Origin of the sequence: Agrobacterium rubi TR3 = NBRC 13261 (assembly GCF_000739935.1) — a bacterium.
In the GTDB taxonomy this organism is placed as follows: Bacteria; Pseudomonadota; Alphaproteobacteria; order Rhizobiales; family Rhizobiaceae; genus Agrobacterium; species Agrobacterium rubi.
The window spans coordinates 136,226-156,343 of sequence record NZ_BBJU01000016.1; the positions used below are offsets into that span (position 1 = coordinate 136,226).

The window sequence follows — 20,118 nt, forward strand, 5'->3', positions numbered from 1 at the left end:
GCAATCAATGCTTTAAATGCTTCACCCATATTTTATTCGATTGAAACCGCAACCTACAGCTTCCAGTGGCGAATCAAAAAGCATCCATCGGCCGGTTTGTGTTAAGGTCAAAGCGACCCTATTGTGACTCGATGGTCACGGTGGAAGCAAATTATTGATTTCGTCGTATTTTTGTGGTACACCTTAGAAACTGATCCACAGCGTGGCATTTGCGTGCCCAAAAACACCACGAAAGCAACTCATCACTTGCACGCGGTTTCCGTGACATATCGATTGTTTGTGTTGTCAACCTGCCGGTTGCAAGGTGACATATCTTTGAGCGCACGTCTGTACCAGTATGAAGTCACTTGACGGTTCCCCCGTCTCATCCGGGCCTGACCGACCCGACCCCCGGAAACCCCGGGTGTATGTAACAGGGAGTTTTTAGAACGAATGACGACCCAGCCAAAAAAATCTCCAGCGCGTCACGGTTTCAAAACCGGCGAAGCGATCGTTTATCCCGCTCATGGTGTCGGTACCATTTCGTCCATTGAAGAACAGGAAGTCGCGGGCATGAAGCTCGAACTGTTCGTCATTGATTTCGAAAAAGACAAGATGCGCCTGAAAGTTCCAGTCGCCAAGGCTGTCAGCATCGGCATGCGCAAGCTGTCCGAGGAAGACTTTGTCGAGCGCGCACTGAAAGTTGTTCAGGGCAGAGCCCGCGTCAAGCGCACCATGTGGTCGCGTCGCGCGCAGGAATATGATGCCAAGATCAATTCCGGCGATCTGATCGCCATCGCTGAAGTCGTGCGTGACCTTTATCGTGCCGAAAATCAGCCGGAACAGTCTTATTCCGAGCGTCAGCTCTATGAAGCTGCTCTTGATCGCATGGCCCGTGAAATCGCTGCTGTGAACAAGATGTCCGAAACGGAAGCCGTTCGTCTCGTTGAGATCAACCTCAACAAGGGACCAAAGCGCGGCAAGTCTGTGGAAGACGAAGAAGCACAGGAAGAAGCTGCGTAACCAGCTTCGAGACTACCTTTTAGAGAACCCGACCTTTGAATTGCATCCCCGAACGCTGATTGTAAGCTTCAAGGGTTTCAATTCAAAGGTCGGGTTTTTTCATTCAGCAATGATCTTGACCCGTTCGCCTGGCTGAATGACCGCTGTCGAACTCATGGCATTGAGGACGCGGAACAGTTCCAGTTTGCGATCCGTGCCCATCATCCGCGCCGCCAGCGTGGCAACAGTATCTCCCGGCTTGGTGGTCACCACCCTGACGCGCAGAGGCTTCAGTGCGGTAATTTCCGCAGGCGTCATCTTGCGGAAGCTGGAGCGCAGCACATTGGCAACGCTGTCCAGCTGCGTGCTGCCCTTCGGCACAGCAGTCAAAAAGCGGAAGATTTGCTGTCCCACGCGAATGACGGTGACATCGAAATCCCATTTATCCGCACTGGCGCGAGCGGTTGCCGCAGGCAGGCCGTTGATTTCGGTTTCTTTCACCGTTTCCGGCAACAGTCCCGCAACCCAGCCGCTGGTCAGATAATTGGCAAGCGTCGTCTGCTTGGGATCCGCCACGCCATCGAAACGGATAGCCATTTCGCCCGGGCCTGTCGCCAAGACGGCCTCGACCTTGTTGTCAATCTGAAACCCTTCCGGGACATCGAAGCGAATGCCGAGGCTGCCATGCAGGAAGGTGTTGCCACGCACATAGCCCTCCTGCGGGCTGTCTCCGTACAGCAGGCCATCGATTCCGTTCAGGAACCAGTCGCGCCCCTTGTCGCCCACTTGCCCCTCCTGCCCGAAGGCACGGGCATGGCGTCGCGCAAGCTCGATACGCTGCGGCGTATTCGGGTGGCTGGACAGGAAGTCGAGGCTCTGGTCGCTATCGGGGTCAGCCGAGGTAAAGCGTGCATAGGCCGCCATGGAATCGAGGAAACGCGGCGAGGCAAAGGGGTCGTAACCCGCTTCGCCCAGCATGCGCACACCGATGACATCGGCCTGCAATTCCTGCTGCCGGGAGAAGGCCGCAAGGCGCAGCTTGCCGCGCGCCAGAGCCTGTTTCCCAGCCAGATCGCTGGACAGCACCTCCGCGACCACCCGGCTGGCAATGACCTCGGCCTCTTCGCGACGCTGCCGCTCGATGCCGTGATTGGCAGTCACATGGCCCATTTCGTGGGACAGAACAGCGGCAACTTCTGACGCATCATTGGCGAGCGCCAGAAGCCCGCGCGTCACATAAAGGTAACCACCCGGCAGCGCAAAGGCATTGATCGCGGGGGAATTGAGGATGGTGATGCGGTAGGATTGCTGCGGATTTTCAGAAACCGCCGTCAGCGCGCCGGCAATGCGGGCAACCAGACGCTCGGTCTTGTCATCGTGATATTCCCCGCCATAGCTTGCGACGATGCGGGGATGCTCACGCGCACCCATCTGCGCGCGCGGGTCGTCCTTTTGCACCTGCTCCACGGTCTGCGGATTGTCAGACGGCTTGAGCGTAGATTGATAAGACGGACTGAAAAGCGACTGGCACGACGACAAGAGGAGGCCAGCGGTAACCAGCGCCAAACCGCGCTTCACCGTCTTGCCCCTCTGCCATAGATTTTGAGCGGAGGTGTGGCCCTTCCGGACCTTCACACACGTCACCATTACGCTTGTCTGCTCCTAACGTTCCTGATCATCCGTTAACTGCAGACCAGTATACTATATTACCCACGCGGACGCTTGAATGCTCAAACAATGAGAACGATCCATCTTGTAAAACATTTTCAAGGTGAATACGTGGTCGCATCGTTATTTTTCAAGCAGTTATTTAAAATTCGCAAGTGCAAAATTAGCGCGTCGTCTATGTGATTTTGCAGACTTGACAGCGACCCGCGTCGAAATTGTGACGCAAGCCTCTTCCCTCAGCCCGATAGAAACGTCGATATCGCGTCGATATGGGTTGCAGCGAAGAAATCCTCGACCGAACCCTTATACAAAACGCGACCGTCCGAAAGAAAAATCACCGCATCTGCGAGACGTCTGATGTCATCGGGCTGATGCGTCACCAGAAGAACGGTGTTTTGCATATCCGCATGAAGCTGTTTCAAAAGTGCTGCCATGCCGGAGCGCAGACCGGGATCAAGGGCTGCAAAGGGTTCGTCCAGCAACATCACGGCACGTTGACGCACCAAGGCTCTCGCCAGCGCCGCCCTTTGCCGCTCCCCACCGGACATGGTGGACGGCATACGTTTTTCGAAACCGCCAAGACCGACGCGCTCCAGCGCTTGGCTGATTCTGGCTTTATCCTCGCTAGACAGCCGCAAGGACGGGCTGACGCCCAGCCCGACATTGGTGACAATATCCAGATGCGAAAAGAGATTGTTGTCCTGAAAAATGAGGGAAACCGGTCTTTGCGACGGATCGAGCCCGCGCATGTCGTGACCATCGATCAGCACCCGCCCGGCATCCGGCGCCTCAAAGCCTGCGACAAGGTTGAGAAGTGTGGATTTACCAGAGCCCGAGGGACCGACGACAGCGGTAACCTTGCCGCGTTCGAACCCGCAGTCGAGCAAGAACTCCTGATGACCCAGCGTCAGGGTCACATTGTCGAGCCTGACACTCCATTCCTGCGCGCTCATGCAATGACTTTCGATGATGGGCGCGACACGCCGCCGGCTGCTAATGCCAGGCAGATGACGCCGAGAATGAACGCGTACCCCGCCGCGTCATGGGTGCGGTAGCTGCCCATATTGCTATAGACGAGCCACGGCAAAGTCACGAAGCTTTCAGAGCCGAAGAGCGCAACCGCGCCCAGATCGCCGATCGACAAAGCCATCGCAAACGAAAACGCCATGGCCGCAGGCCTCCACAAAACCGGCCAATCCACGATACGAAGCCGGGAAAAACCGGAAAGACCGAGACTGGCGGAAAGGCGACCCGTGCGGGACTGATGGGTGATGAAGGCGGGCTCCAGCACGCGCATGACGAAGGGCAGCGCCATCAGCATATTGATGACCGCAACCAGCCCCGGCGCAAACAGGGCAACATCGCCATAAGGACGCAACAGCAGGAACCACCCACTGCCCAGCACCACCGGCGGCACCAGCAGTACCAGTGAAGACCCAGCACCCATGGCTGTGGACAGTGCGCTCAGCCGTTTCCCTACATGTCGCCGGGAGGCAATGGCCTGGCGGGCGCGAATGAGAGCGACGGACACAAAAAGGGCAAGCGAGGCAGAGATGAGCGCGATCAACAGGCTCGTCAACGCCGCGCGGCGAAAGGTATTCGCAGTCAAAAGCCGCCAGAGATCGGATGAGATGCCCGACGTTGCAACGGCAACCAGAGGCAACCCGACAAGCAGCAGTGCCAGAACAATCACTGTGATATCCCACAGGCGTGAACCAAACCTCTCGCCATCCAGTCGCCTGATGGCCCTGCCTTGGCTTGGCGCCTCGGCGTCCGTCGAGGGCAGCAGTGCAAGACCAGCCAGGAGAGCGCCCGTCATGGCAATCTGCATCAGCGACAGCGCGATGGCACGTGGCGGATCGAAGTCGAAGCGCAGCGCCTGGTAGATCGCCACCTCGATCGTGGTTGCCGCAGGCCCGCCACCCAGCAGAAGCACCAGCGTAAAACTCGTGGCGCACAGCATGAAGATCAGCCCTGCAACGCCGGGAAGCAACCGTGAGACGGCGGGCCACTCGATGAACCGAAACGTCGAGACGGCCCCAAGACCAAGGCTCGCGCTCATTCGCCAATATTCCGACGGTACCCGCTCCAGCCCGGCCAGAAAAAACCGCACCGCCAGCGGCAGGTTAAAAAACACATGGGCAATGAGAATGCCCGACAAGCCGTAAATGCTGAAGGGTTGCTCCACCCCGGCCGACAAGAGAAACGTGTTGAAGATGCCCTGCCTGCCCCAGATCGCGATGAGCCCGAGAGCACCGACAATGACCGGTAGCCCCATCGGCACAGCCATCAGGCGGATGATCCAGATGCGGCCGGGAAAGTCCCGTTGCCGGGCAAGCGCAAGGGCCACCGGCAGGCCGAGCGATATGGACAAAGCCGTCGACAGCGTCGCTTGCCAAAGCGTGAAGCGCAAGATGCGCAGCGTATAGGCATCGAACAACGCCGCGGATGCTGCCCCCGTATCGAAGGACAACAGCGCCGCCACTGCAAGGCCCATGAAGGCAAGAACGGCGGCAGAGGCCACCGCTCCCGTCAAGATAAACCTGCGACGATCACGACGCTCCATCATCGTGGGTGATTACTTCACGCTCATGGCCGCGAGCCATTCATCGATCCAGGCCTTGCGGTTTTTTGCGACCTCGTCCGGCGACATCAGAAACGTCTTGGACGGCTGAACCAGCTTGGAAAACGCATCCGGCAGCGGCGCAGACGTGGCAGCAACCGGTATCATCCAGTTGTTTTCCGGAATGGCATCCTGAAAACCAGTCGTCAGCATGAAGGCGAGGAACTGCTTCGCCAGCGCCTTTTCCGGCGCGTTCTTCAAGATGCCAGCCACTTCGATCTGGATATAATGCCCCTCTTCGAAGCTGGCAGCCTGATAGCGATCCGTCTTTTCCGACACCATGTGATAGGCGGGCGACGTCGTATAGGACAGCACCATCGGCACTTCGCCCTTGGTGAACAGGCCGTAGGATTCCGACCAGCCGGGGGTGACGGTCAGCACACGGTTCTTGAGTTTCGCCCAAGCCTCCGGGGCCTTGTCGCCATAGACGGATTTCACCCACAGCAGCAGACCGAGGCCAGGCGTCGAGGTACGCGGGTCCTGAATGACGATCTTCTGCGAGGGATCGCCCTCGACCAGGTCCTTCATGCTCTTGGGTGGATTTTTGAGCGTCTGCGTGTCGTAAACAACGGCGAAATGGCCGTAATCATAGGGCACAAAGACATCGTCTGTGAAACCACCCGGCACTTTGGCAGCCGATGTATCGACACCCGATGGCTCGAAAAGTCCGGTCTGTTTGGCCTCAGCAATCAAATTGGTATCGAGCCCAACGACGACATCGGCCTTTGAGCTTGGACCTTCCAGCTTCAGCCTGTTGAGAAGCGCCACACCATCCGCGACACCGACGAAATTGACCGTGCAATTGCAGGTCTCTTCGAACGCAGCCTTGACCTTTGGCCCCGGTCCCCACTCGGAAACGAAGCTCTCATAGGTGTAGACGGTCAGCGTCTTCTTATCCTGCGCGACAGCGACAGCTGGCACAAGCAACGACGCGGCAATCAACGAATGCAGGAATAAACGACGATACATCAACAGCACCTCCTCGAATTGGGCAACGGGGAACAGGCGTCTGGATGGAAGCCGTCTAATCCCTCCGCCGGTGTTAACCGGATCAGGTTCTTCGGGTTGGCTAAGCCTCTCAGCCATGTCCCAGATAGGACACAGCACCCCGTTAGATCTGGGCAAATGTGTAATCGGTGATCGGTGAATTAGCAAGATGGCTGGTGTCTAAGCCTGCGCGCTCATATGCACCAATTCCCAGACATGGCCGTCCGGGTCCTGAAAACTGCCGCCGTACATAAAACCATGATCCTGCTTCGGTTTCCATTCGGTACCGCCCGAGGCAAGCGCAGTAGCGATCATAGTATCGATCTCTTCGCGGCTCGAGGCCGAAAGACAAGTCAATACCTCTTTGGTACTGGTCGCATCGGCAATGTCACCGTTGATAAAATCCCGAAATCGCTCCTCCTGAAGCAACATCACGAAGATATTTTCCTCCACGACCATGCAGAGTGCTCGCTCGTCCGAATATTCAGGGTTGAAGCTGAAGCCGAGCCCCGTGAAGAACGCTTTCGAAATCTCGATACTCTTGACGGGCAGGTTGACGAAAATCATGCGCATATCTGAACTCCTCCGTGTAAAAGCAGCAAAACGTAATTTCGCTTTCCTGTCAAAGACGGATGAGGTGGCGTCGTTCCGACACCATGCTTCGGTCTTTTAGTTTTCCAGCTCCTCCCGCAGCATTTCCAGCTCCAGCCACTCTTCTTCCATGGTCTCGAGCTTTTCGCGCAGCTTGGACATCTCGTTGGCCAGCGTGTTGAACACCGTCGGGTTCTTGGCAAACAGATTGGGGTCGGCCATGCGCTGTTCGCGCTCGGCGATTTCAGCTTGCGTCTTCTCCATCTCCTTGGGCAGATTTTCGAGCGCGAATTTCTGCTTGAAGGAGAGCTTGCCCTTGGCCTTTGCGGGCTCAGACCCGGCACTTGAGGCGGACTTCGCCTTTTCCTGCTTTTCGGCCTTCTTCTTTTCGTCCGACGCACCCTTGCGCTGCGCCATCATATCGGAATAGCCACCGGCATATTCGATCCAGCGACCATCCGGTGCATCCGGGTTGGCAGGCGCGATGGTGGAGGTCACGGTCCGGTCGAGAAAGTCACGATCGTGGCTAACGAGAATGACGGTGCCGGAAAAGCCCGCGACGATTTCCTGCAACAGGTCGAGCGTTTCGATGTCGAGATCGTTGGTCGGCTCATCAAGGATCAGAAGGTTCGTCGGACGGGCCAGAATGCGCGCCAGCATCAGGCGAGCACGCTCCCCACCGGACAGATTGCGGATCGGCGTGCGGGCCTGCTCCGGCTGGAACAGAAAATCCTTCATGTAGCCGGTGACGTGCTTCAGTTCGCCATTGACCAAGAGGTTTTCACCACGACCGTCGGTCAGATAATGCGCCAGCGTATCGTTCGGGTTCAAATCCTCACGCTTCTGGTCCAGCGTCGCGACTTCCAGATTGGTACCGAGCTTGACCCAGCCGCTATCTGGCTTCAACTGACCTGTCAGCATCTTCAAAAGTGTCGTCTTGCCGGCACCGTTCGGGCCAACGAAACCAATGCAATCACCGCGATGAACACGCAGCGAAAAGGGTGCAACGATGGTGCGCTCGCCATAGGCCTTGGTGATCTGGTCCGCTTCGATGACGAGCTTGCCGGACTCGCGTCCCTCGGCCGCCGTCGCCTGCACGGAACCTGTCGGCCCCTTGTGGCCACGATAGTCGGCACGCATTGCCTGCAGTTCACCCACGCGGCGCATGTTGCGCTTGCGGCGCGCCGTCACGCCATAGCGCATCCAGTGTTCTTCGCGCTCGATGGCCTTGCCGAGCTTGTGCTGTTCCAGCTCTTCCTCTTCCAGCACCTTGTCGCGCCATTCCTCGAAATGGCCAAAACCACGGCTGAGGCGACGCGCCTGGCCGCGATCCAGCCAGACGGTGGCGGTGGAAACCTTTTCCAGAAAGCGACGGTCATGCGAAATCAAGACGAGCGCGCTGCGCGTCTGCTGCAATTCGCCTTCCAGCCATTCGATGGTCGGCAAATCCAGATGGTTGGTTGGCTCGTCCAGCATCAGAATATCGGGCTCGGGCGCCATGACACGCACGAGCGCAGCACGCCGTGCCTCACCACCCGAAAGGCTCGACGGATGCTCCTGGCCCGTCAACCCCAGATGTTCGAGCAGGTAGGTCACCCGGTAAGCGTCATCTCCCGGCCCAAGACCAGCCTCCGCATAGGCCTGAACCGTCTCGTAACCCGCAAAATCCGGCGCCTGATCGAGATACCGGATGGTAGCAGATGGATGCCGGAAGATTTCTCCCGACTGCGCCTCGACCAGACCGGCGGCGATCTTCATCAGCGTCGATTTGCCGGAACCGTTGCGGCCGACAAGGCAGATGCGATCACCCGGCTCCACTTGCAGGTTCGCACCGTTGAGCAGCGGTGTGACGCCGAAAGTCAGCGTAATGTCGTCGAGTTTTAAAATAGGGGGTGCCAAGGGTTCAGGCTCCGGTCAAATCATAAGGACGGGCAAGCACGATGGCTTTGCCGCTTTGAAGGCGAAGGCTTAAACGCCCTTCCGCCACGTTGGAAATAGTGCGCGACGAGCCGAAAGCAAGCGCGAAATTGGCCAGCGGATAGCGGGCATTGTCGATATCGAGCCCCTCCAGCGCCGTGAAACCGGCAACCGAAAACAGCGACCCCGAGGGAAGATCAAGCTCGAACGTGCCTTCCATCAGTGGATACGCCTCTTCATCACCCGATGTCAGCACCACCTCGAAGCCGCGCTCGGCAAGCGAGACCGCATAGAGCAGATGAAACAGAGCATGATCCGATCGCTCTCCCGCCAACGCACCCACCAGTGTCAGCCGCTTTGCGCCGCGTGCCAAGGCTTCGGACACGGCAATCTCGCCATCTGTCACACCTTTGGCCGCCGGGAACGGTTGTTTCTCGACATCCGGCCACCGCTCTTGCAAAGCCATATCGGAGGAATCGAAATCACCGACCCACAGTTCCGGCGCAAGCCCAAGCGGGTCCGCATGCCGCATGCCGCTGTCGGCTGCAATTACGCGCGTATCCGCGACCGCCTTTTGCAGGCGATCCGTCACGGTGATGTTGCCGCCGAGCAGGATGGTGAAATGGCTGGTCGTCATGCCCTGCCATAGCCCGGAACGGTAGCCGATGGAAAGGCCGAAACGCTTGGCTGAGCGCCGATATTGATTTTCCGAACCAACAGGATTATGACACCTGTCAGTGGTGATTTGCCGACCGGCTTGCAGCCACTTTAAAGAAGTCGCTAAATGGTCGAGGAAACACGTCGATTTCCGAGGACCGGCTGCGATTTCGTTGCCGGTTTTTTTGTGTTTATGGCCCTCGCCACCACGGAAGTGAGTTCGACATGCCGATTAAAATTCCCGATACGCTGCCTGCGTTCGAAACCCTCATCCAAGAGGGGGTGCGGGTGCTGACCGAAACGGCGGCCATCCGGCAGGATATTCGCCCACTGCAGATCGGGCTTCTCAATCTCATGCCGAACAAGATCAAGACCGAGATACAGATGGCGCGGCTGGTCGGCGCGTCGCCGCTTCAGGTCGAATTGTCGCTGGTGCGCATTGGCGGTCACCGCGCCAAAAACACGCCGGAAGAGCATTTGTTGTCCTTCTACGAGACATGGGAAGAGGTGCGTCACCGCAAGTTCGATGGCTTCATCATCACCGGCGCACCGGTGGAAAAGCTGACCTATGAGGACGTGACCTACTGGGACGAGATGCAGAAGATTTTCGAATGGACGGAAACCAACGTTCACTCGACGCTCAATGTCTGCTGGGGCGCGATGGCGGCCATCTACCATTTCCATGATGTGCCCAAGCACGAGCTGAAGGAAAAAGCCTTTGGCGTCTACCGCCACCGCAATCTTTCCCCCGCCTCCATCTACCTTAACGGCTTTTCGGACGACTTTCAGGTCCCGGTTTCCCGCTGGACCGAAGTGCGCCGCGCCGACATCGAAAAACATCCCGACCTCGAAATCCTGATGGAATCCGAGGAAATGGGCGTTTGCCTCGTGCACGAGAAGAAAGGCAAGCGGCTCTATATGTTCAACCATGTGGAATATGATTCCACATCGCTGGCTGACGAGTATTTCCGCGACGTGGATGCAGGCGTGCCGATCAAGGTGCCCCATGATTATTTCCCGCACAACGACCCGGCTCTGACCCCGCTCAACCGCTGGCGCAGCCACGCGCATCTGTTCGTCGGCAACTGGATCAACGAGATTTACCAGACGACACCGTATGATCTGGAGGAGATCGGAAAAGTCCAAGCCCAAGCCGCAGAGTGAAAATTCTGCAATTGCGTGGGGCCGGAAAATAAAGCAACGTCCGGCCCAGAGTATTGACTGGGAGAATGAGACGATGAGCGAAGCTGGCACACGGGAAAATTTCGGACTGACGGCATCGGGAGAAAAGGTCGAACGTGTCACCATTTCCGCTGGCGGATTGACGGCAAACGTCATGACCTGGGGCGCTGTGATCCAGGACTTGCGCCTCGAAGGTCACCAGCCGCCGCTCGTTCTCGGCTTCGATCATTTCGACGATTACCCGAAATACTCGTCCTATTTCGGTGCCACGCCGGGCCGCAACGCCAATAGAATCGATAGCGGCAAATTCAATATCGACGGCAAGACCTATCAGCTCGAGCTGAACGAAAAGGGCGTCACCCACCTGCATGGCGGCAGCGACAACATCGGCAAGCGCAACTGGCTGCTGATGGAACACAGCCCCAACCATGTCGTGTTGCAAATCATCGATCCCGATGGCCGCGCCGGTTATCCCGGCAATTGCACAGTGACGGCGACCTATACGATCCGCGAAGGCGGTGTTCTGTCGGTGGTTTATGAAACAACGACCGACAAACCGACCATCGCCAACATCTGCCAGCACTCCTATTTCAATCTCGACGGTGCGGAAAATACGCTCGGTCACGAAATCGAAATCGCCGCCGACCATTATCTGCCGACCGACGCGCGACAGATCCCGACCGGCGAAATCCGGGCTGTTGAAGGCACCGTCTTCGATTTGCGCAAGCCCGTTGCCGTTGAGCGTCAGGAAAACGGCGAGCAGGTGACCTACGACCACAATTTCTGCCTCTCGTCAGAGCGCGTTGCCAAACGCAAGGTCGCACGCGTCTATGCGCCCGCCTCGAACGTCGCGCTTGAGGTGCACACCACCGAACCCGGCGTGCAGTTCTACTCCGCCTTCAAGCTGAACACCGGCGCGCCCGGTCTCGAAGGTCGCCGCTACGGGCCTTTCGCAGGTCTGTGCCTCGAAACCCAGATTTGGCCTGATGCGATCAATCACGATGGTTTCCCCGACGCCATCCTGCGCCCCGGCGAAACGCTTCGCCAGGAAACCGACTATATCTTCACGAAGGGCTGAGGCGACTTAGTCCAGCACGCAGCCGACATAGCCGCCCGAAGCGCGGGCTCGTCTCTCGATGAGCCCGGCCAGACGCTGCATGCCTCTGCCGGGTTTCCCAGCAACGCGGTCGATAGGATTGGGCAACGCAACCGCCAGAAGTGCCGCCTGTCGCGCGCTGAGTTTCGAGGCCGGTACCTTGAAATGATATTGCGACGCCGCTTCGATGCCGTAGATGCCCGGCCCCCATTCGGCCACGTTGAGATAAATCTCCATCATCCGCTTCTTCGACCAGATGAAATCGGACACGACGGCGAGTGGTAGCTCCAGGCCTTTGCGCAGAAAGGACCGACCGTTCCACAAAAACAGGTTTTTGGCCGTCTGCATGGGAATGGTGCTGGCACCGCGGGTGGATTCACCTTCCAAGGCGCTGTTGACCACCGTCTGCATCTGGTTCCAGTCCACGCCGCCGTGCGAACAGAACTGCCCGTCTTCAGACATCATCACCGATTGCACGAGGCGTGGCGAGATGTTCTCGAGCGGCACCCAGCGGCGATCATAGCCCTGAAATGTCAGCAATTCGGCCAGCATAGGCGTCGAAACCGGACGCATGAAAGGCAGCGCATAGACCGGAATCATAATATAGGGCAACACCAGGAGCGCAATGATGACCAGCAAAACACGTCTCACGAGGCTTCGCACATCCACCTTTGGCCTACTCCCGCTTTCGGAAAGCGTCTCGTGATCCGTCTCGCTATCCGGCGTGCTGCTCAAAAACCTGGCCCCCACTTGGCTACCTGTCAAAGCCTTTCATATTCCGCATACGCCATCAAGGCTACTGTCGATAACGAAGTTCCACATCCTCCTCACAAAAACGATTGCCAGCCTTTTTTCCCCATGCGAAAGAGCCAACCGTCACCTGACAGGGTAAGGAAACAGGCAAGATGACATTCGAGACCCGGCTGCGCGACAATGCGGCAAGAACCGAAGCCTTGCTTGGCGATCTCCTGTCCAGCAAACCACGCAGCGATGAGATAACCCGACCGGAAAACCTTCTGGATGCCATGCGCCACGGTGTCTTGAACGGTGGCAAGCGGTTACGGCCTTTTCTCGTCATCGAGACGGCGGCTCTCCTCGGTGGCGATCCCACCGCGGCATTGCATGTCGGCGCAGCACTGGAATGCCTGCACTGTTATTCGCTTGTGCATGACGATCTGCCTGCCATGGACAATGACGATCTGCGACGCGGCCAGCCGACGGTTCATAAAAAATTCGATGAAGCCACGGCCATTTTGGCAGGTGACAGCCTGCTGACGCTGGCCTTCGACATCATCGCATCCCAGGATACTACCCTGCCCGATGACCGCCGCGCCACCCTCGTTCTGGCACTGGCAAGGGCGGCTGGCATCGGCGGCATGGCGGGTGGCCAGGCGCTTGATCTGGCCGCCGAGAAGCAAGCACCCGACGAAAACGGCGTCATTACATTGCAGGCGATGAAAACCGGTGCCCTGATCCGTTTTGCCTGTGAGGCAGGCGCGATCATCGCCGGAAGCGATATTTCCGAGCAAAAGCGTCTGCGCAGCTACGGCGAAAAAATCGGCCTCGCCTTTCAGCTCGCCGACGACCTTCTCGACCTGACCTCGGACGCCGCCACCATGGGCAAGGCAACCGGCAAGGACGCAGCGCGCGGCAAGGGCACCTTGGTGGCTCTGCGGGGCGCCGATTGGGGGCGAACGCGCCTAAGCGAGTTGGTGACGCAAGCCACAGAATTGCTGGCTCCCTATGGCGAACGGGCATCGATACTGATCGAAACGGCAAAGTTCGTCGCTGAACGGAAAAACTGACCGCCAGACACCACGCGCTAAGCCCCCCGAATCGTCCAACGGCAATTGGTGCTTGATCTATGGCCCGCGCCGCTTTATGCATGTTTATGCACGATTCAGCCGATTGATTCCGAATGAACAAACCAGACCATTTTGTCAGCGAGAGACAGGCGTTGATTTATGCCCAGCTGCAACGGCAAGGCCGTGTGCTGGCGCAGGAGCTTGCGCAGACATTTGATGTCTCGGAAGACACCGTCAGGCGTGATTTGCGCGAGATGGCGGCGCGCGGGGAATGCGAGCGTGTTTATGGTGGTGCGCTTTTGGCGTCTGGCAAGACAGTGCCGTTGAAAACCCGCATGACGGAAATGCCGGACCGCAAGGCGGTGTTGGGCCGAATGGCAGCTTCCCTTTTGCAGGAGGGTATGACGGTCTTTATCGATGCCGGTTCCACCAATCTGGCGATTGCAAAACACCTGACGACAGGGTTGAAGCTCACCGCCATCACCAACACGCCCGCCATCGCCGCAGAACTGGCAGGACATGCCGACATCGAACTCATTCTGATCGGCGGCAGGGTCGATCCTGCGGTGGGCGCTGCCATCGATACCACGGCGATTCGCCAGCTGGAGCAAATCCGGCCCGACCTCTGCATCGTCGGCGTCTGCGGCCTGACGCTGAACGGGTTGTGCGCCGATATCTATGAAGACGCCGCGTTCAAGCGTCTTGCCTGTGAGGCCAGCGCAAAGACGCTTGCCGCCATCACCTCGGAGAAGCTGGGCACGCCTGCGGCTTTTCATGTCGCATCGCTGTCCTCCACGCTCACCCTCGTGCTGGAACAAGACGCCGATCGCGACATGATCGGCAGTCTGGCGGACACCGGCGTCAACATTCATCAGGCCGGATCAACGTCCGGCATGTCATCTCCCATGCACTTATCGAAGGACCAGTCCCGATGACCGGCACTGCCACGCCAACGACCGCCCGCCTACCCTATATGACGCGAACACGCCTCGGTGTTTCCCTGCTGTTCCTGATGAACGGCTTCATGATGGGCTCATGGGCACCGATGATCCCGGAATTCGCCAGACGCTTTGCGCTCAGCGAAAGCACGCTGGGTCTCGTCATCCTTGTCTACGGCTTGGGCTCGCTATCCTTCATGCCCGTTGCCGGCTCACAGATCGGCCGTCTCGGGTCGCGAACCGTGACCCTGACCGTCGCCCTCATCATGGTGCCGACGCTGTTGTTGATCACGCTCGCAAATTCGCTCTGGGCCGGTGTCATCGCCGTCTTCCTGTTCGGCGGGCTGACGGGTGCCATGGATGTTGCCATGAATGCCAACGCCGTTGTGGTGGAGCGCAGCATGCGCCGCGCCATCATGTCGTCCTGCCACGCATTCTGGAGCCTGGGCGGCCTGCTTGGTGCGGGTCTTGGCGGTCTGTTGATCACCAAAACCGGCATCTACGGCCACGCCATCACACTCACCATCCTCGCAGCCGCCATGCTTGCCGTTGCTTGGCCACGGGTGCAGGTGGATCGCCCCCACCCGGAAGAAGAGCGCCCCAAGGGTGGCCTTCCGATGACACCGCTGCCGTGGATCATCGGGATCATGGCGTTGTTTTCGATGATCCCGGAAGGTGCCATCCTCGATTGGGGCGCGCTTTATCTGCGCAATGAGCTCAGCGCATCCGTCACACTCTCAGGCTTCGGCTTTGCCGCCTTTTCGCTGACCATGGCCGTCATGCGCTTTGCGGGCGATTTGGTGCGTGACCGGTTCGGTGCTGTCCGCACGCTGCAATTCTGTTCGAGCATATCGATCGTCGGCCTTCTGATTGCCGGTTTCGCGCCCAATGCCTTCATTGCCATTGCGGGCTTTGCCATTGCGGGCATCGGCATTTCCAACATGGTGCCGATTGCCTTTTCGGCGGCAGGCAACATGCCGGGCATGGCACCGGGCATCGCTCTGTCGGTGGTGACGACCATGGGTTATTCCGGCATTCTGGTCGCACCGTCCGCCATCGGCTTCATTGCCGAGCATACGGGTCTGGCCGCCGTGTTCATCGGCCTGCCGCTTCTGCATGTGGTGGTTCTCATGCTGTCGAAACTCGCTCGCCATGCGGATGGCGCAAGCGGGCATTGATATCCCAATTTCGCAAAAGTGAGATGCCTGCCATCGACAAGTCTCGAATTTCGCCATGATTGCGGTAAAAGTGGAGTTGATCGCTTCGATGTTGACAAGGCGCGCGCCTTGTTCCACCTGAATGATCAGATTGACCGCAATTGCCAGAGAAAACCATGACGTCACACGCCGATTATGATCCCAAGCCGCGCCGGTCCTCCGTTGCTGTCGATGTCGGTGGCGTGATTGTCGGTGGTAGCGCGCCGGTCGTCGTGCAGTCGATGACCAATACGGATACCGCCGATATCGACGCCACTGTCCAGCAGGTCGCGGCCCTGTTCCGCGCAGGCTCCGAGATCGTGCGCATCACCGTCGACCGAGATGAGAGCGCCGCTGCCGTTCCGAAGATTCGTGATCGCCTTTTGCGCCTTGGCTTGGATGTACCGCTGGTCGGCGACTTCCATTATATCGGCCACAAGCTGCTGGCAGATCATCCCGCCTGTGCTGAGGCGCTCGCCAAATACCGCATCAATCCCGGCAATGTCGGCTTCAAGGACAAGAAGGACAAACAGTTCGGCGATATCGTCGAAATGGCGATCCGCTATGACAAGCCTGTGCGCATCGGCGTCAACTGGGGCTCGCTCGATCAGGAATTGCTGACGACCTTGATGGACAAGAACAAAGACCAAGGCTTCCCGCTGTCGGCCCGTCAGGTCACCCGCGAAGCCATCGTCCAGTCGGCGCTGATTTCCGCTGAACTTGCCGAAGACATCGGCCTGCCCCGCAACCGCATCATCCTGTCGGCAAAAGTCAGCCAGGTGCAGGATTTGATTGCCGTCTACTCCATGCTGTCGGAGCGCTCCAACCATGCTCTGCATCTCGGCCTTACCGAAGCAGGCATGGGTTCCAAGGGCATCGTCGCCTCTTCCGCCGCCATGGGTTACGTTCTGCAACACGGCATCGGCGATACCATCCGCGTGTCACTCACCCCTGAGCCGAATGGTGACCGCACCCGCGAAGTACAGGTGGCACAGGAAATCCTTCAGGTCATGGGCTTTCGCCAGTTCATTCCCGTCGTTGCAGCCTGTCCCGGCTGCGGGCGCACCACCTCCACGGTGTTTCAGGAACTGGCGCAAAACATTCAGAACGACCTTCGCAAGAACATGCCGGTCTGGCGCGACAAATATCCGGGCGTGGAAGCGCTCAACGTCGCCGTCATGGGCTGCATCGTCAACGGTCCCGGCGAAAGCAAACATGCCGATATCGGCATTTCGCTGCCCGGCACCGGCGAAAATCCTGCCGCCCCCGTCTTCATCGATGGCGAAAAGGCGCTGACCCTGCGCGGTCCCGAGATCGCCAAGGATTTCGAGGCGCTGGTCATCGACTATATCGAAAAGCGTTTCGGCCGAAAGGACGCGGCGGAATAAATCACGACCGTGAAAATGCCGGAATTTATGTGTCTTACCGTCCGAAACTCACGGAGCTCTGGAATTCATGATCAAGAAGTTTGTCGTTCTTGCGCTTGCCGCAACCTATCTCTCCGCCTGCACCACCACCGACCCTTATACGGGTGAGCAGAAGGTATCCAACATGGCTGGCGGCGCCGGTATCGGTGCTCTCGCAGGTGCTGTTGGTGGTCTTGCCATCGGTGGCGGCAACAAGGGTCGCAATGCCTTGATCGGTGCCGGTATCGGCGCTTTGGCCGGTGGCGCCATCGGCGGCTACATGGACAATCAGGAATCCGAGCTTCGCCAGCAGCTTCAGGGCACGGGCGTGTCCGTCACGCGTCGCGGCGATAGCATCGTTCTCAACATGCCGTCCAACGTCACCTTCGCCACCGATCAGGATCAAGTCATTCCGCCATTCTACCCGACCCTGAATTCGGTCGCGATCGTGCTGAACAAGTTCAACAAGACCTATATCGACATCAACGGTCACACAGACTCCACAGGCAGCCTTGCGCATAATCAGGGCCTATCGGAACGTCGTGCAGCATCCGTTGCAAACTATCTCGGTGATCGTGGCGGCGTCGACCAGCGACGTATCTCCACCATGGGCTTTGGCCCATCGCAGCCGATCGCCTCCAACGCAACGGCAGACGGCCGCGCCCAGAACCGCCGCGTCGAAGTGCTGATTTCGCCGCTGACACAGAACGGATGATCTGACAAAGCGCCAACTTGGTGCAGTACGGCTGACAAACTCCGTTCCGACGAGCGACATGATTGAAACGAAAGAACCCAGGATGCTTCCACATCCTGGGTTTCTATTTGTCGATATTCAGGCCGGAAATCCGCCGATCAGGCTGACTTGGCAGGCAGAGACAGAACAGGCGCTCCGGTCTTTTCGTCGTCGTTGAGCAGACCGCTGGCACGCAGCAGCGATGAGAAACGACCGCCACGCATGCTCAGCTCATCGAAGGTGCCCTTTTCGACGATCCGACCATTGTCCATGAACAACACCAGATCGGCATCACGCACAGTCGACAGGCGGTGGGCGATGATGAAGGTCGTGCGGTTCTTGCGCAGTGCATCGACGGCGTCCTTGACGCGGGCTTCGGTTTCCACGTCGAGCGCACTGGTGGCCTCGTCCAGAACCAGGATCGGCGCGTTTTTCAACACCGCACGGGCAATGGCGATACGCTGGCGTTCGCCGCCGGACAGACGGTTTCCGCGCTCACCCACCTGGGTCATATAACCACTCGCTCTGCTGTCGATAAAGTCGGTCGCAGCAGCAGCGGCAGCTGCCTGGGTGATCTCGTCGTCAGTCGCGCTGTCGCGGCCAAGGCGAATATTGTCACGGATGGAGCGGTTGAGAAGACCGGCATCCTGGAAAACCGTGGCAATCGAGTTGCGCAGCGACTGGCGCGTGACCGTCGAGATATCGGTACCATCCACCAGAATCTGTCCGCCATTGGGGTCATAGACCCGCTGGAGCAGATTGATGAGCGTCGTCTTGCCGGCACCCGTCGGGCCGACGATTGCAATGGTCTCGCCAGCGTTCGCCGTAAAGGACACGTCGTGGACACCCTGTTTGGTGTTGGCAAAGCCGAAGTCGACGTTGCGGAATTCCACCTTGCCGGAGACCTGGCCGAGTTCGATGGCACCGCTTGGCTCTTCCCGCTCCTGCACGGAATCTTCCAGCTTGAAGAAATCAACAAGCTTGGCACGCGCTTCGAAAATCTGCGTCGCAAAGGCGCGCATCTGGTCGAGACGGCCGATGAGCAGGTTGGCAAAGCCGATAAAGGCAATGACGTCACCGACCTTCAGTTCGCCGTTCTTCACGAGGATCGTGCCGATGATGAGGATGATCATCATGGACAGGGTCGAGGCCGTGCGGTTTAGCGCACTGGCAAAGGCCCACCAGTCCAACACCGGATACTGGGCGCTCAGCAGGCGTTCGGTGAAGGATTTCAGCGCCTTGGTTTCCGCTTCGATGCGGTTGTAGCTGTGCAGCACCGAGACGTTGCTGATGGAATCGCTCACATGAGCGAAGACCGAGTGATAATGTTCTTCGACAGAAGCCTGGCCTTCCTTGGTGCGCTCCATCACCCATTTGCCGATGAACCAGTAGACGGTGCCCAGCGCAATCAGGACGCAGCTGAGGCGAAGGTCCATGGAAATGGCAGTTGGGATGAGCAAGACCAGCGCCACGAATGTCGCCAAGTGGGTGCGCATGAATTCCAGCCACAGGCCGAACAGCGTTTCGCTGGCGCGCAGAAGCGTGTGAAGCGCATTCGAGGTGCCACGCAGATGGTGCCATGACAGCGGCATGGAAATGATCCGACCGAACGCTTCCGTCAGCAAAGACGCACGTCGGCCATGGGCGAGGCGATCGGCCTCACGCGCCACGGCAACATAGGCGACGGTGTTGAACGCACCGAAGGCTGCCCAGAGAATCAAGATATTGGTCGCATCCGAACCGGACGAGATCGCATCGATGATGCGCCCGAACAAGATCGGCTCGGCAATGGTGATTGCAGCGAGGATAATGTTGGCGATGACGACGATGGTGACACGCCACTTGTTATCGGCGAGGTATCGCAGGGCGCGAGTATAAACCTGAAACAGTGTCAATTCCCAAATCCTGTCTTCGTATCCGTCGTGTAGCGCTTTTGCAGCGCGAAACCCGCATCGCTTTATGCAACGACGCAGATATTCAAGTCATTGTTTTATGGCTGTTTCTACATGAATGGGCGCTTAACGGCCACGGGTAAACCGGAAGGCGATTTAAATTTATCGAGCAATTTGAAGACGGAGACCGGCATTCCGGGTGCCTTGAAGAGCAGACAGGCTCAAATCCAGCGCATCCCGGAAAGACAAACGGTTGCCACCGAGACTTTAGTCTCAAAATTGGGCCTTACGCGCGTCAATTGCCGCATATGTGTGTCGTTTTGGTTGACTGTCGAAAAAATGCGGACACAATACAACAATTGGCATTACAGCTTTAAATATTGCTAACCATATTGGGAACAACGTAACGCTGGTGATAAACCCGCGTGACACGCGTGTTTCAGGGC

Annotated in this window: 17 protein-coding genes and 2 riboswitches; of the genes, 8 read left to right on the forward strand and 9 right to left on the reverse strand. The window is 58.2% G+C overall.

Annotation, left to right across the window (positions count from 1 at the left end):
- The first annotated feature begins 432 nt into the window (after nucleotides 1-432).
- Nucleotides 433-1,002 (forward strand): CarD family transcriptional regulator, encoded by a 570-nt coding sequence (locus tag RRU01S_RS14035; protein WP_045230894.1) that lies wholly within the window; start codon nucleotides 433-435, stop codon nucleotides 1,000-1,002.
- Between the two features lie 99 nt (nucleotides 1,003-1,101).
- Here RRU01S_RS14035 and RRU01S_RS14040 read toward each other — a convergent pair whose 3' ends face one another.
- From RRU01S_RS14040 to RRU01S_RS14070, 7 genes are all read right to left on the reverse strand, one after another.
- Entirely contained in the window at nucleotides 1,102-2,559 is a 1,458-nt protein-coding gene (locus tag RRU01S_RS14040) for a M48 family metalloprotease (protein ID WP_045230895.1), read from the reverse strand.
- Nucleotides 2,560-2,885: 326 nt separating this feature from the next.
- Nucleotides 2,886-3,602: a thiamine ABC transporter ATP-binding protein gene (locus tag RRU01S_RS14045; protein WP_045230896.1), complete on the reverse strand. Its 717-nt coding sequence runs from the start codon at nucleotides 3,600-3,602 to the stop codon at nucleotides 2,886-2,888.
- Entirely contained in the window at nucleotides 3,599-5,218 is a 1,620-nt protein-coding gene (gene thiP / locus RRU01S_RS14050) for a thiamine/thiamine pyrophosphate ABC transporter permease ThiP (protein WP_045230897.1), read from the reverse strand. The genes RRU01S_RS14045 and thiP overlap by 4 nt, the downstream gene beginning before the upstream one ends.
- A 9-nt stretch (nucleotides 5,219-5,227) precedes the next feature.
- Nucleotides 5,228-6,241: a thiamine ABC transporter substrate binding subunit gene (thiB, locus tag RRU01S_RS14055; protein ID WP_045230898.1), complete on the reverse strand. Its 1,014-nt coding sequence runs from the start codon at nucleotides 6,239-6,241 to the stop codon at nucleotides 5,228-5,230.
- A gap of 42 nt (nucleotides 6,242-6,283) precedes the next feature.
- Nucleotides 6,284-6,393: riboswitch (TPP riboswitch) on the reverse strand.
- A 46-nt stretch (nucleotides 6,394-6,439) separates the two neighbouring features.
- A complete protein-coding gene (locus tag RRU01S_RS14060) occupies nucleotides 6,440-6,832 on the reverse strand; it encodes a VOC family protein (protein ID WP_045230899.1) in 393 nt (130 codons plus the stop codon).
- A 96-nt stretch (nucleotides 6,833-6,928) separates the two neighbouring features.
- Nucleotides 6,929-8,749 (reverse strand): ABC-F family ATP-binding cassette domain-containing protein, encoded by a 1,821-nt coding sequence (locus RRU01S_RS14065; protein WP_045230900.1) that lies wholly within the window; start codon nucleotides 8,747-8,749, stop codon nucleotides 6,929-6,931.
- A gap of 4 nt (nucleotides 8,750-8,753) precedes the next feature.
- Nucleotides 8,754-9,404, reverse strand: coding sequence for a thiamine diphosphokinase (locus tag RRU01S_RS14070; RefSeq protein WP_045230901.1), 651 nt, complete (start codon nucleotides 9,402-9,404; stop codon nucleotides 8,754-8,756).
- 90 nt (nucleotides 9,405-9,494) lie between these two features.
- Nucleotides 9,495-9,571, forward strand: a riboswitch (SAM riboswitch).
- A gap of 78 nt (nucleotides 9,572-9,649) precedes the next feature.
- Between RRU01S_RS14070 and metA the strand changes: the two genes are divergently transcribed.
- Nucleotides 9,650-10,588, forward strand: a complete 939-nt coding sequence (gene metA / locus RRU01S_RS14075) for a homoserine O-acetyltransferase MetA (RefSeq protein ID WP_045230902.1) — start codon at nucleotides 9,650-9,652, stop codon at nucleotides 10,586-10,588.
- 73 nt (nucleotides 10,589-10,661) lie between these two features.
- The gene (locus tag RRU01S_RS14080) at nucleotides 10,662-11,684 is read left to right on the forward strand and encodes an aldose epimerase family protein (protein WP_045230903.1); all 1,023 of its coding nucleotides are present in this window, start codon (nucleotides 10,662-10,664) and stop codon (nucleotides 11,682-11,684) included.
- A 6-nt stretch (nucleotides 11,685-11,690) separates the two neighbouring features.
- Here RRU01S_RS14080 and mtgA read toward each other — a convergent pair whose 3' ends face one another.
- A complete protein-coding gene (gene mtgA, locus RRU01S_RS14085) occupies nucleotides 11,691-12,437 on the reverse strand; it encodes a monofunctional biosynthetic peptidoglycan transglycosylase (protein ID WP_045230904.1) in 747 nt (248 codons plus the stop codon).
- A gap of 170 nt (nucleotides 12,438-12,607) precedes the next feature.
- Here mtgA and RRU01S_RS14090 point away from each other — a divergent pair, with 170 nt between their 5' ends.
- The 5 genes from RRU01S_RS14090 to RRU01S_RS14110 all read left to right on the forward strand — a co-directional run bounded on the left by RRU01S_RS14090 (nucleotide 12,608) and on the right by RRU01S_RS14110 (nucleotide 17,762).
- Complete coding sequence (locus RRU01S_RS14090; protein WP_045230905.1) at nucleotides 12,608-13,507, forward strand: polyprenyl synthetase family protein; 900 nt, start codon at nucleotides 12,608-12,610, stop codon at nucleotides 13,505-13,507.
- A gap of 113 nt (nucleotides 13,508-13,620) precedes the next feature.
- A complete protein-coding gene (locus RRU01S_RS14095) occupies nucleotides 13,621-14,442 on the forward strand; it encodes a DeoR/GlpR family DNA-binding transcription regulator (RefSeq protein ID WP_081880079.1) in 822 nt (273 codons plus the stop codon).
- On the forward strand, nucleotides 14,439-15,623 hold the full coding sequence (locus RRU01S_RS14100; protein WP_045230906.1) for an MFS transporter: 1,185 nt from the start codon (nucleotides 14,439-14,441) through the stop codon (nucleotides 15,621-15,623). Before RRU01S_RS14095 ends, RRU01S_RS14100 begins: the two co-directional genes overlap by 4 nt.
- Before the next feature lie 155 nt (nucleotides 15,624-15,778).
- On the forward strand, nucleotides 15,779-17,029 hold the full coding sequence (gene ispG, locus RRU01S_RS14105; RefSeq protein ID WP_045230907.1) for a flavodoxin-dependent (E)-4-hydroxy-3-methylbut-2-enyl-diphosphate synthase: 1,251 nt from the start codon (nucleotides 15,779-15,781) through the stop codon (nucleotides 17,027-17,029).
- 67 nt (nucleotides 17,030-17,096) lie between these two features.
- Nucleotides 17,097-17,762 (forward strand): YiaD family glycine zipper/OmpA-like lipoprotein, encoded by a 666-nt coding sequence (locus tag RRU01S_RS14110; protein ID WP_045230908.1) that lies wholly within the window; start codon nucleotides 17,097-17,099, stop codon nucleotides 17,760-17,762.
- A gap of 137 nt (nucleotides 17,763-17,899) precedes the next feature.
- On the opposite strand, the gene RRU01S_RS14115 is transcribed toward RRU01S_RS14110, so the two are convergent.
- Nucleotides 17,900-19,675 carry a glucan ABC transporter ATP-binding protein/ permease gene (locus tag RRU01S_RS14115; protein WP_045230909.1) on the reverse strand — a complete coding sequence of 592 codons (1,776 nt, stop codon included), beginning with the start codon at nucleotides 19,673-19,675 and terminating at the stop codon, nucleotides 17,900-17,902.
- Between the last annotated feature and the right edge of the window lie 443 nt (nucleotides 19,676-20,118).

Coding starts and splice junctions, on each gene's coding strand:
- RRU01S_RS14035 (WP_045230894.1), top strand. CDS start 433: ATGACGACCCAGCCAAAAAAATCTCCAGCGCGTCACGGTTTCAAAACC.
- RRU01S_RS14045 (WP_045230896.1), bottom strand. CDS start 3,602: ATGAGCGCGCAGGAATGGAGTGTCAGGCTCGACAATGTGACCCTGACG.
- thiP (WP_045230897.1), bottom strand. CDS start 5,218: ATGATGGAGCGTCGTGATCGTCGCAGGTTTATCTTGACGGGAGCGGTG.
- thiB (WP_045230898.1), bottom strand. CDS start 6,241: ATGTATCGTCGTTTATTCCTGCATTCGTTGATTGCCGCGTCGTTGCTT.
- RRU01S_RS14060 (WP_045230899.1), bottom strand. CDS start 6,832: ATGCGCATGATTTTCGTCAACCTGCCCGTCAAGAGTATCGAGATTTCG.
- RRU01S_RS14070 (WP_045230901.1), bottom strand. CDS start 9,404: ATGACGACCAGCCATTTCACCATCCTGCTCGGCGGCAACATCACCGTG.
- metA (WP_045230902.1), top strand. CDS start 9,650: ATGCCGATTAAAATTCCCGATACGCTGCCTGCGTTCGAAACCCTCATC.
- RRU01S_RS14080 (WP_045230903.1), top strand. CDS start 10,662: ATGAGCGAAGCTGGCACACGGGAAAATTTCGGACTGACGGCATCGGGA.
- RRU01S_RS14090 (WP_045230905.1), top strand. CDS start 12,608: ATGACATTCGAGACCCGGCTGCGCGACAATGCGGCAAGAACCGAAGCC.
- RRU01S_RS14095 (WP_081880079.1), top strand. CDS start 13,621: ATGAACAAACCAGACCATTTTGTCAGCGAGAGACAGGCGTTGATTTAT.
- RRU01S_RS14100 (WP_045230906.1), top strand. CDS start 14,439: ATGACCGGCACTGCCACGCCAACGACCGCCCGCCTACCCTATATGACG.
- ispG (WP_045230907.1), top strand. CDS start 15,779: ATGACGTCACACGCCGATTATGATCCCAAGCCGCGCCGGTCCTCCGTT.
- RRU01S_RS14110 (WP_045230908.1), top strand. CDS start 17,097: ATGATCAAGAAGTTTGTCGTTCTTGCGCTTGCCGCAACCTATCTCTCC.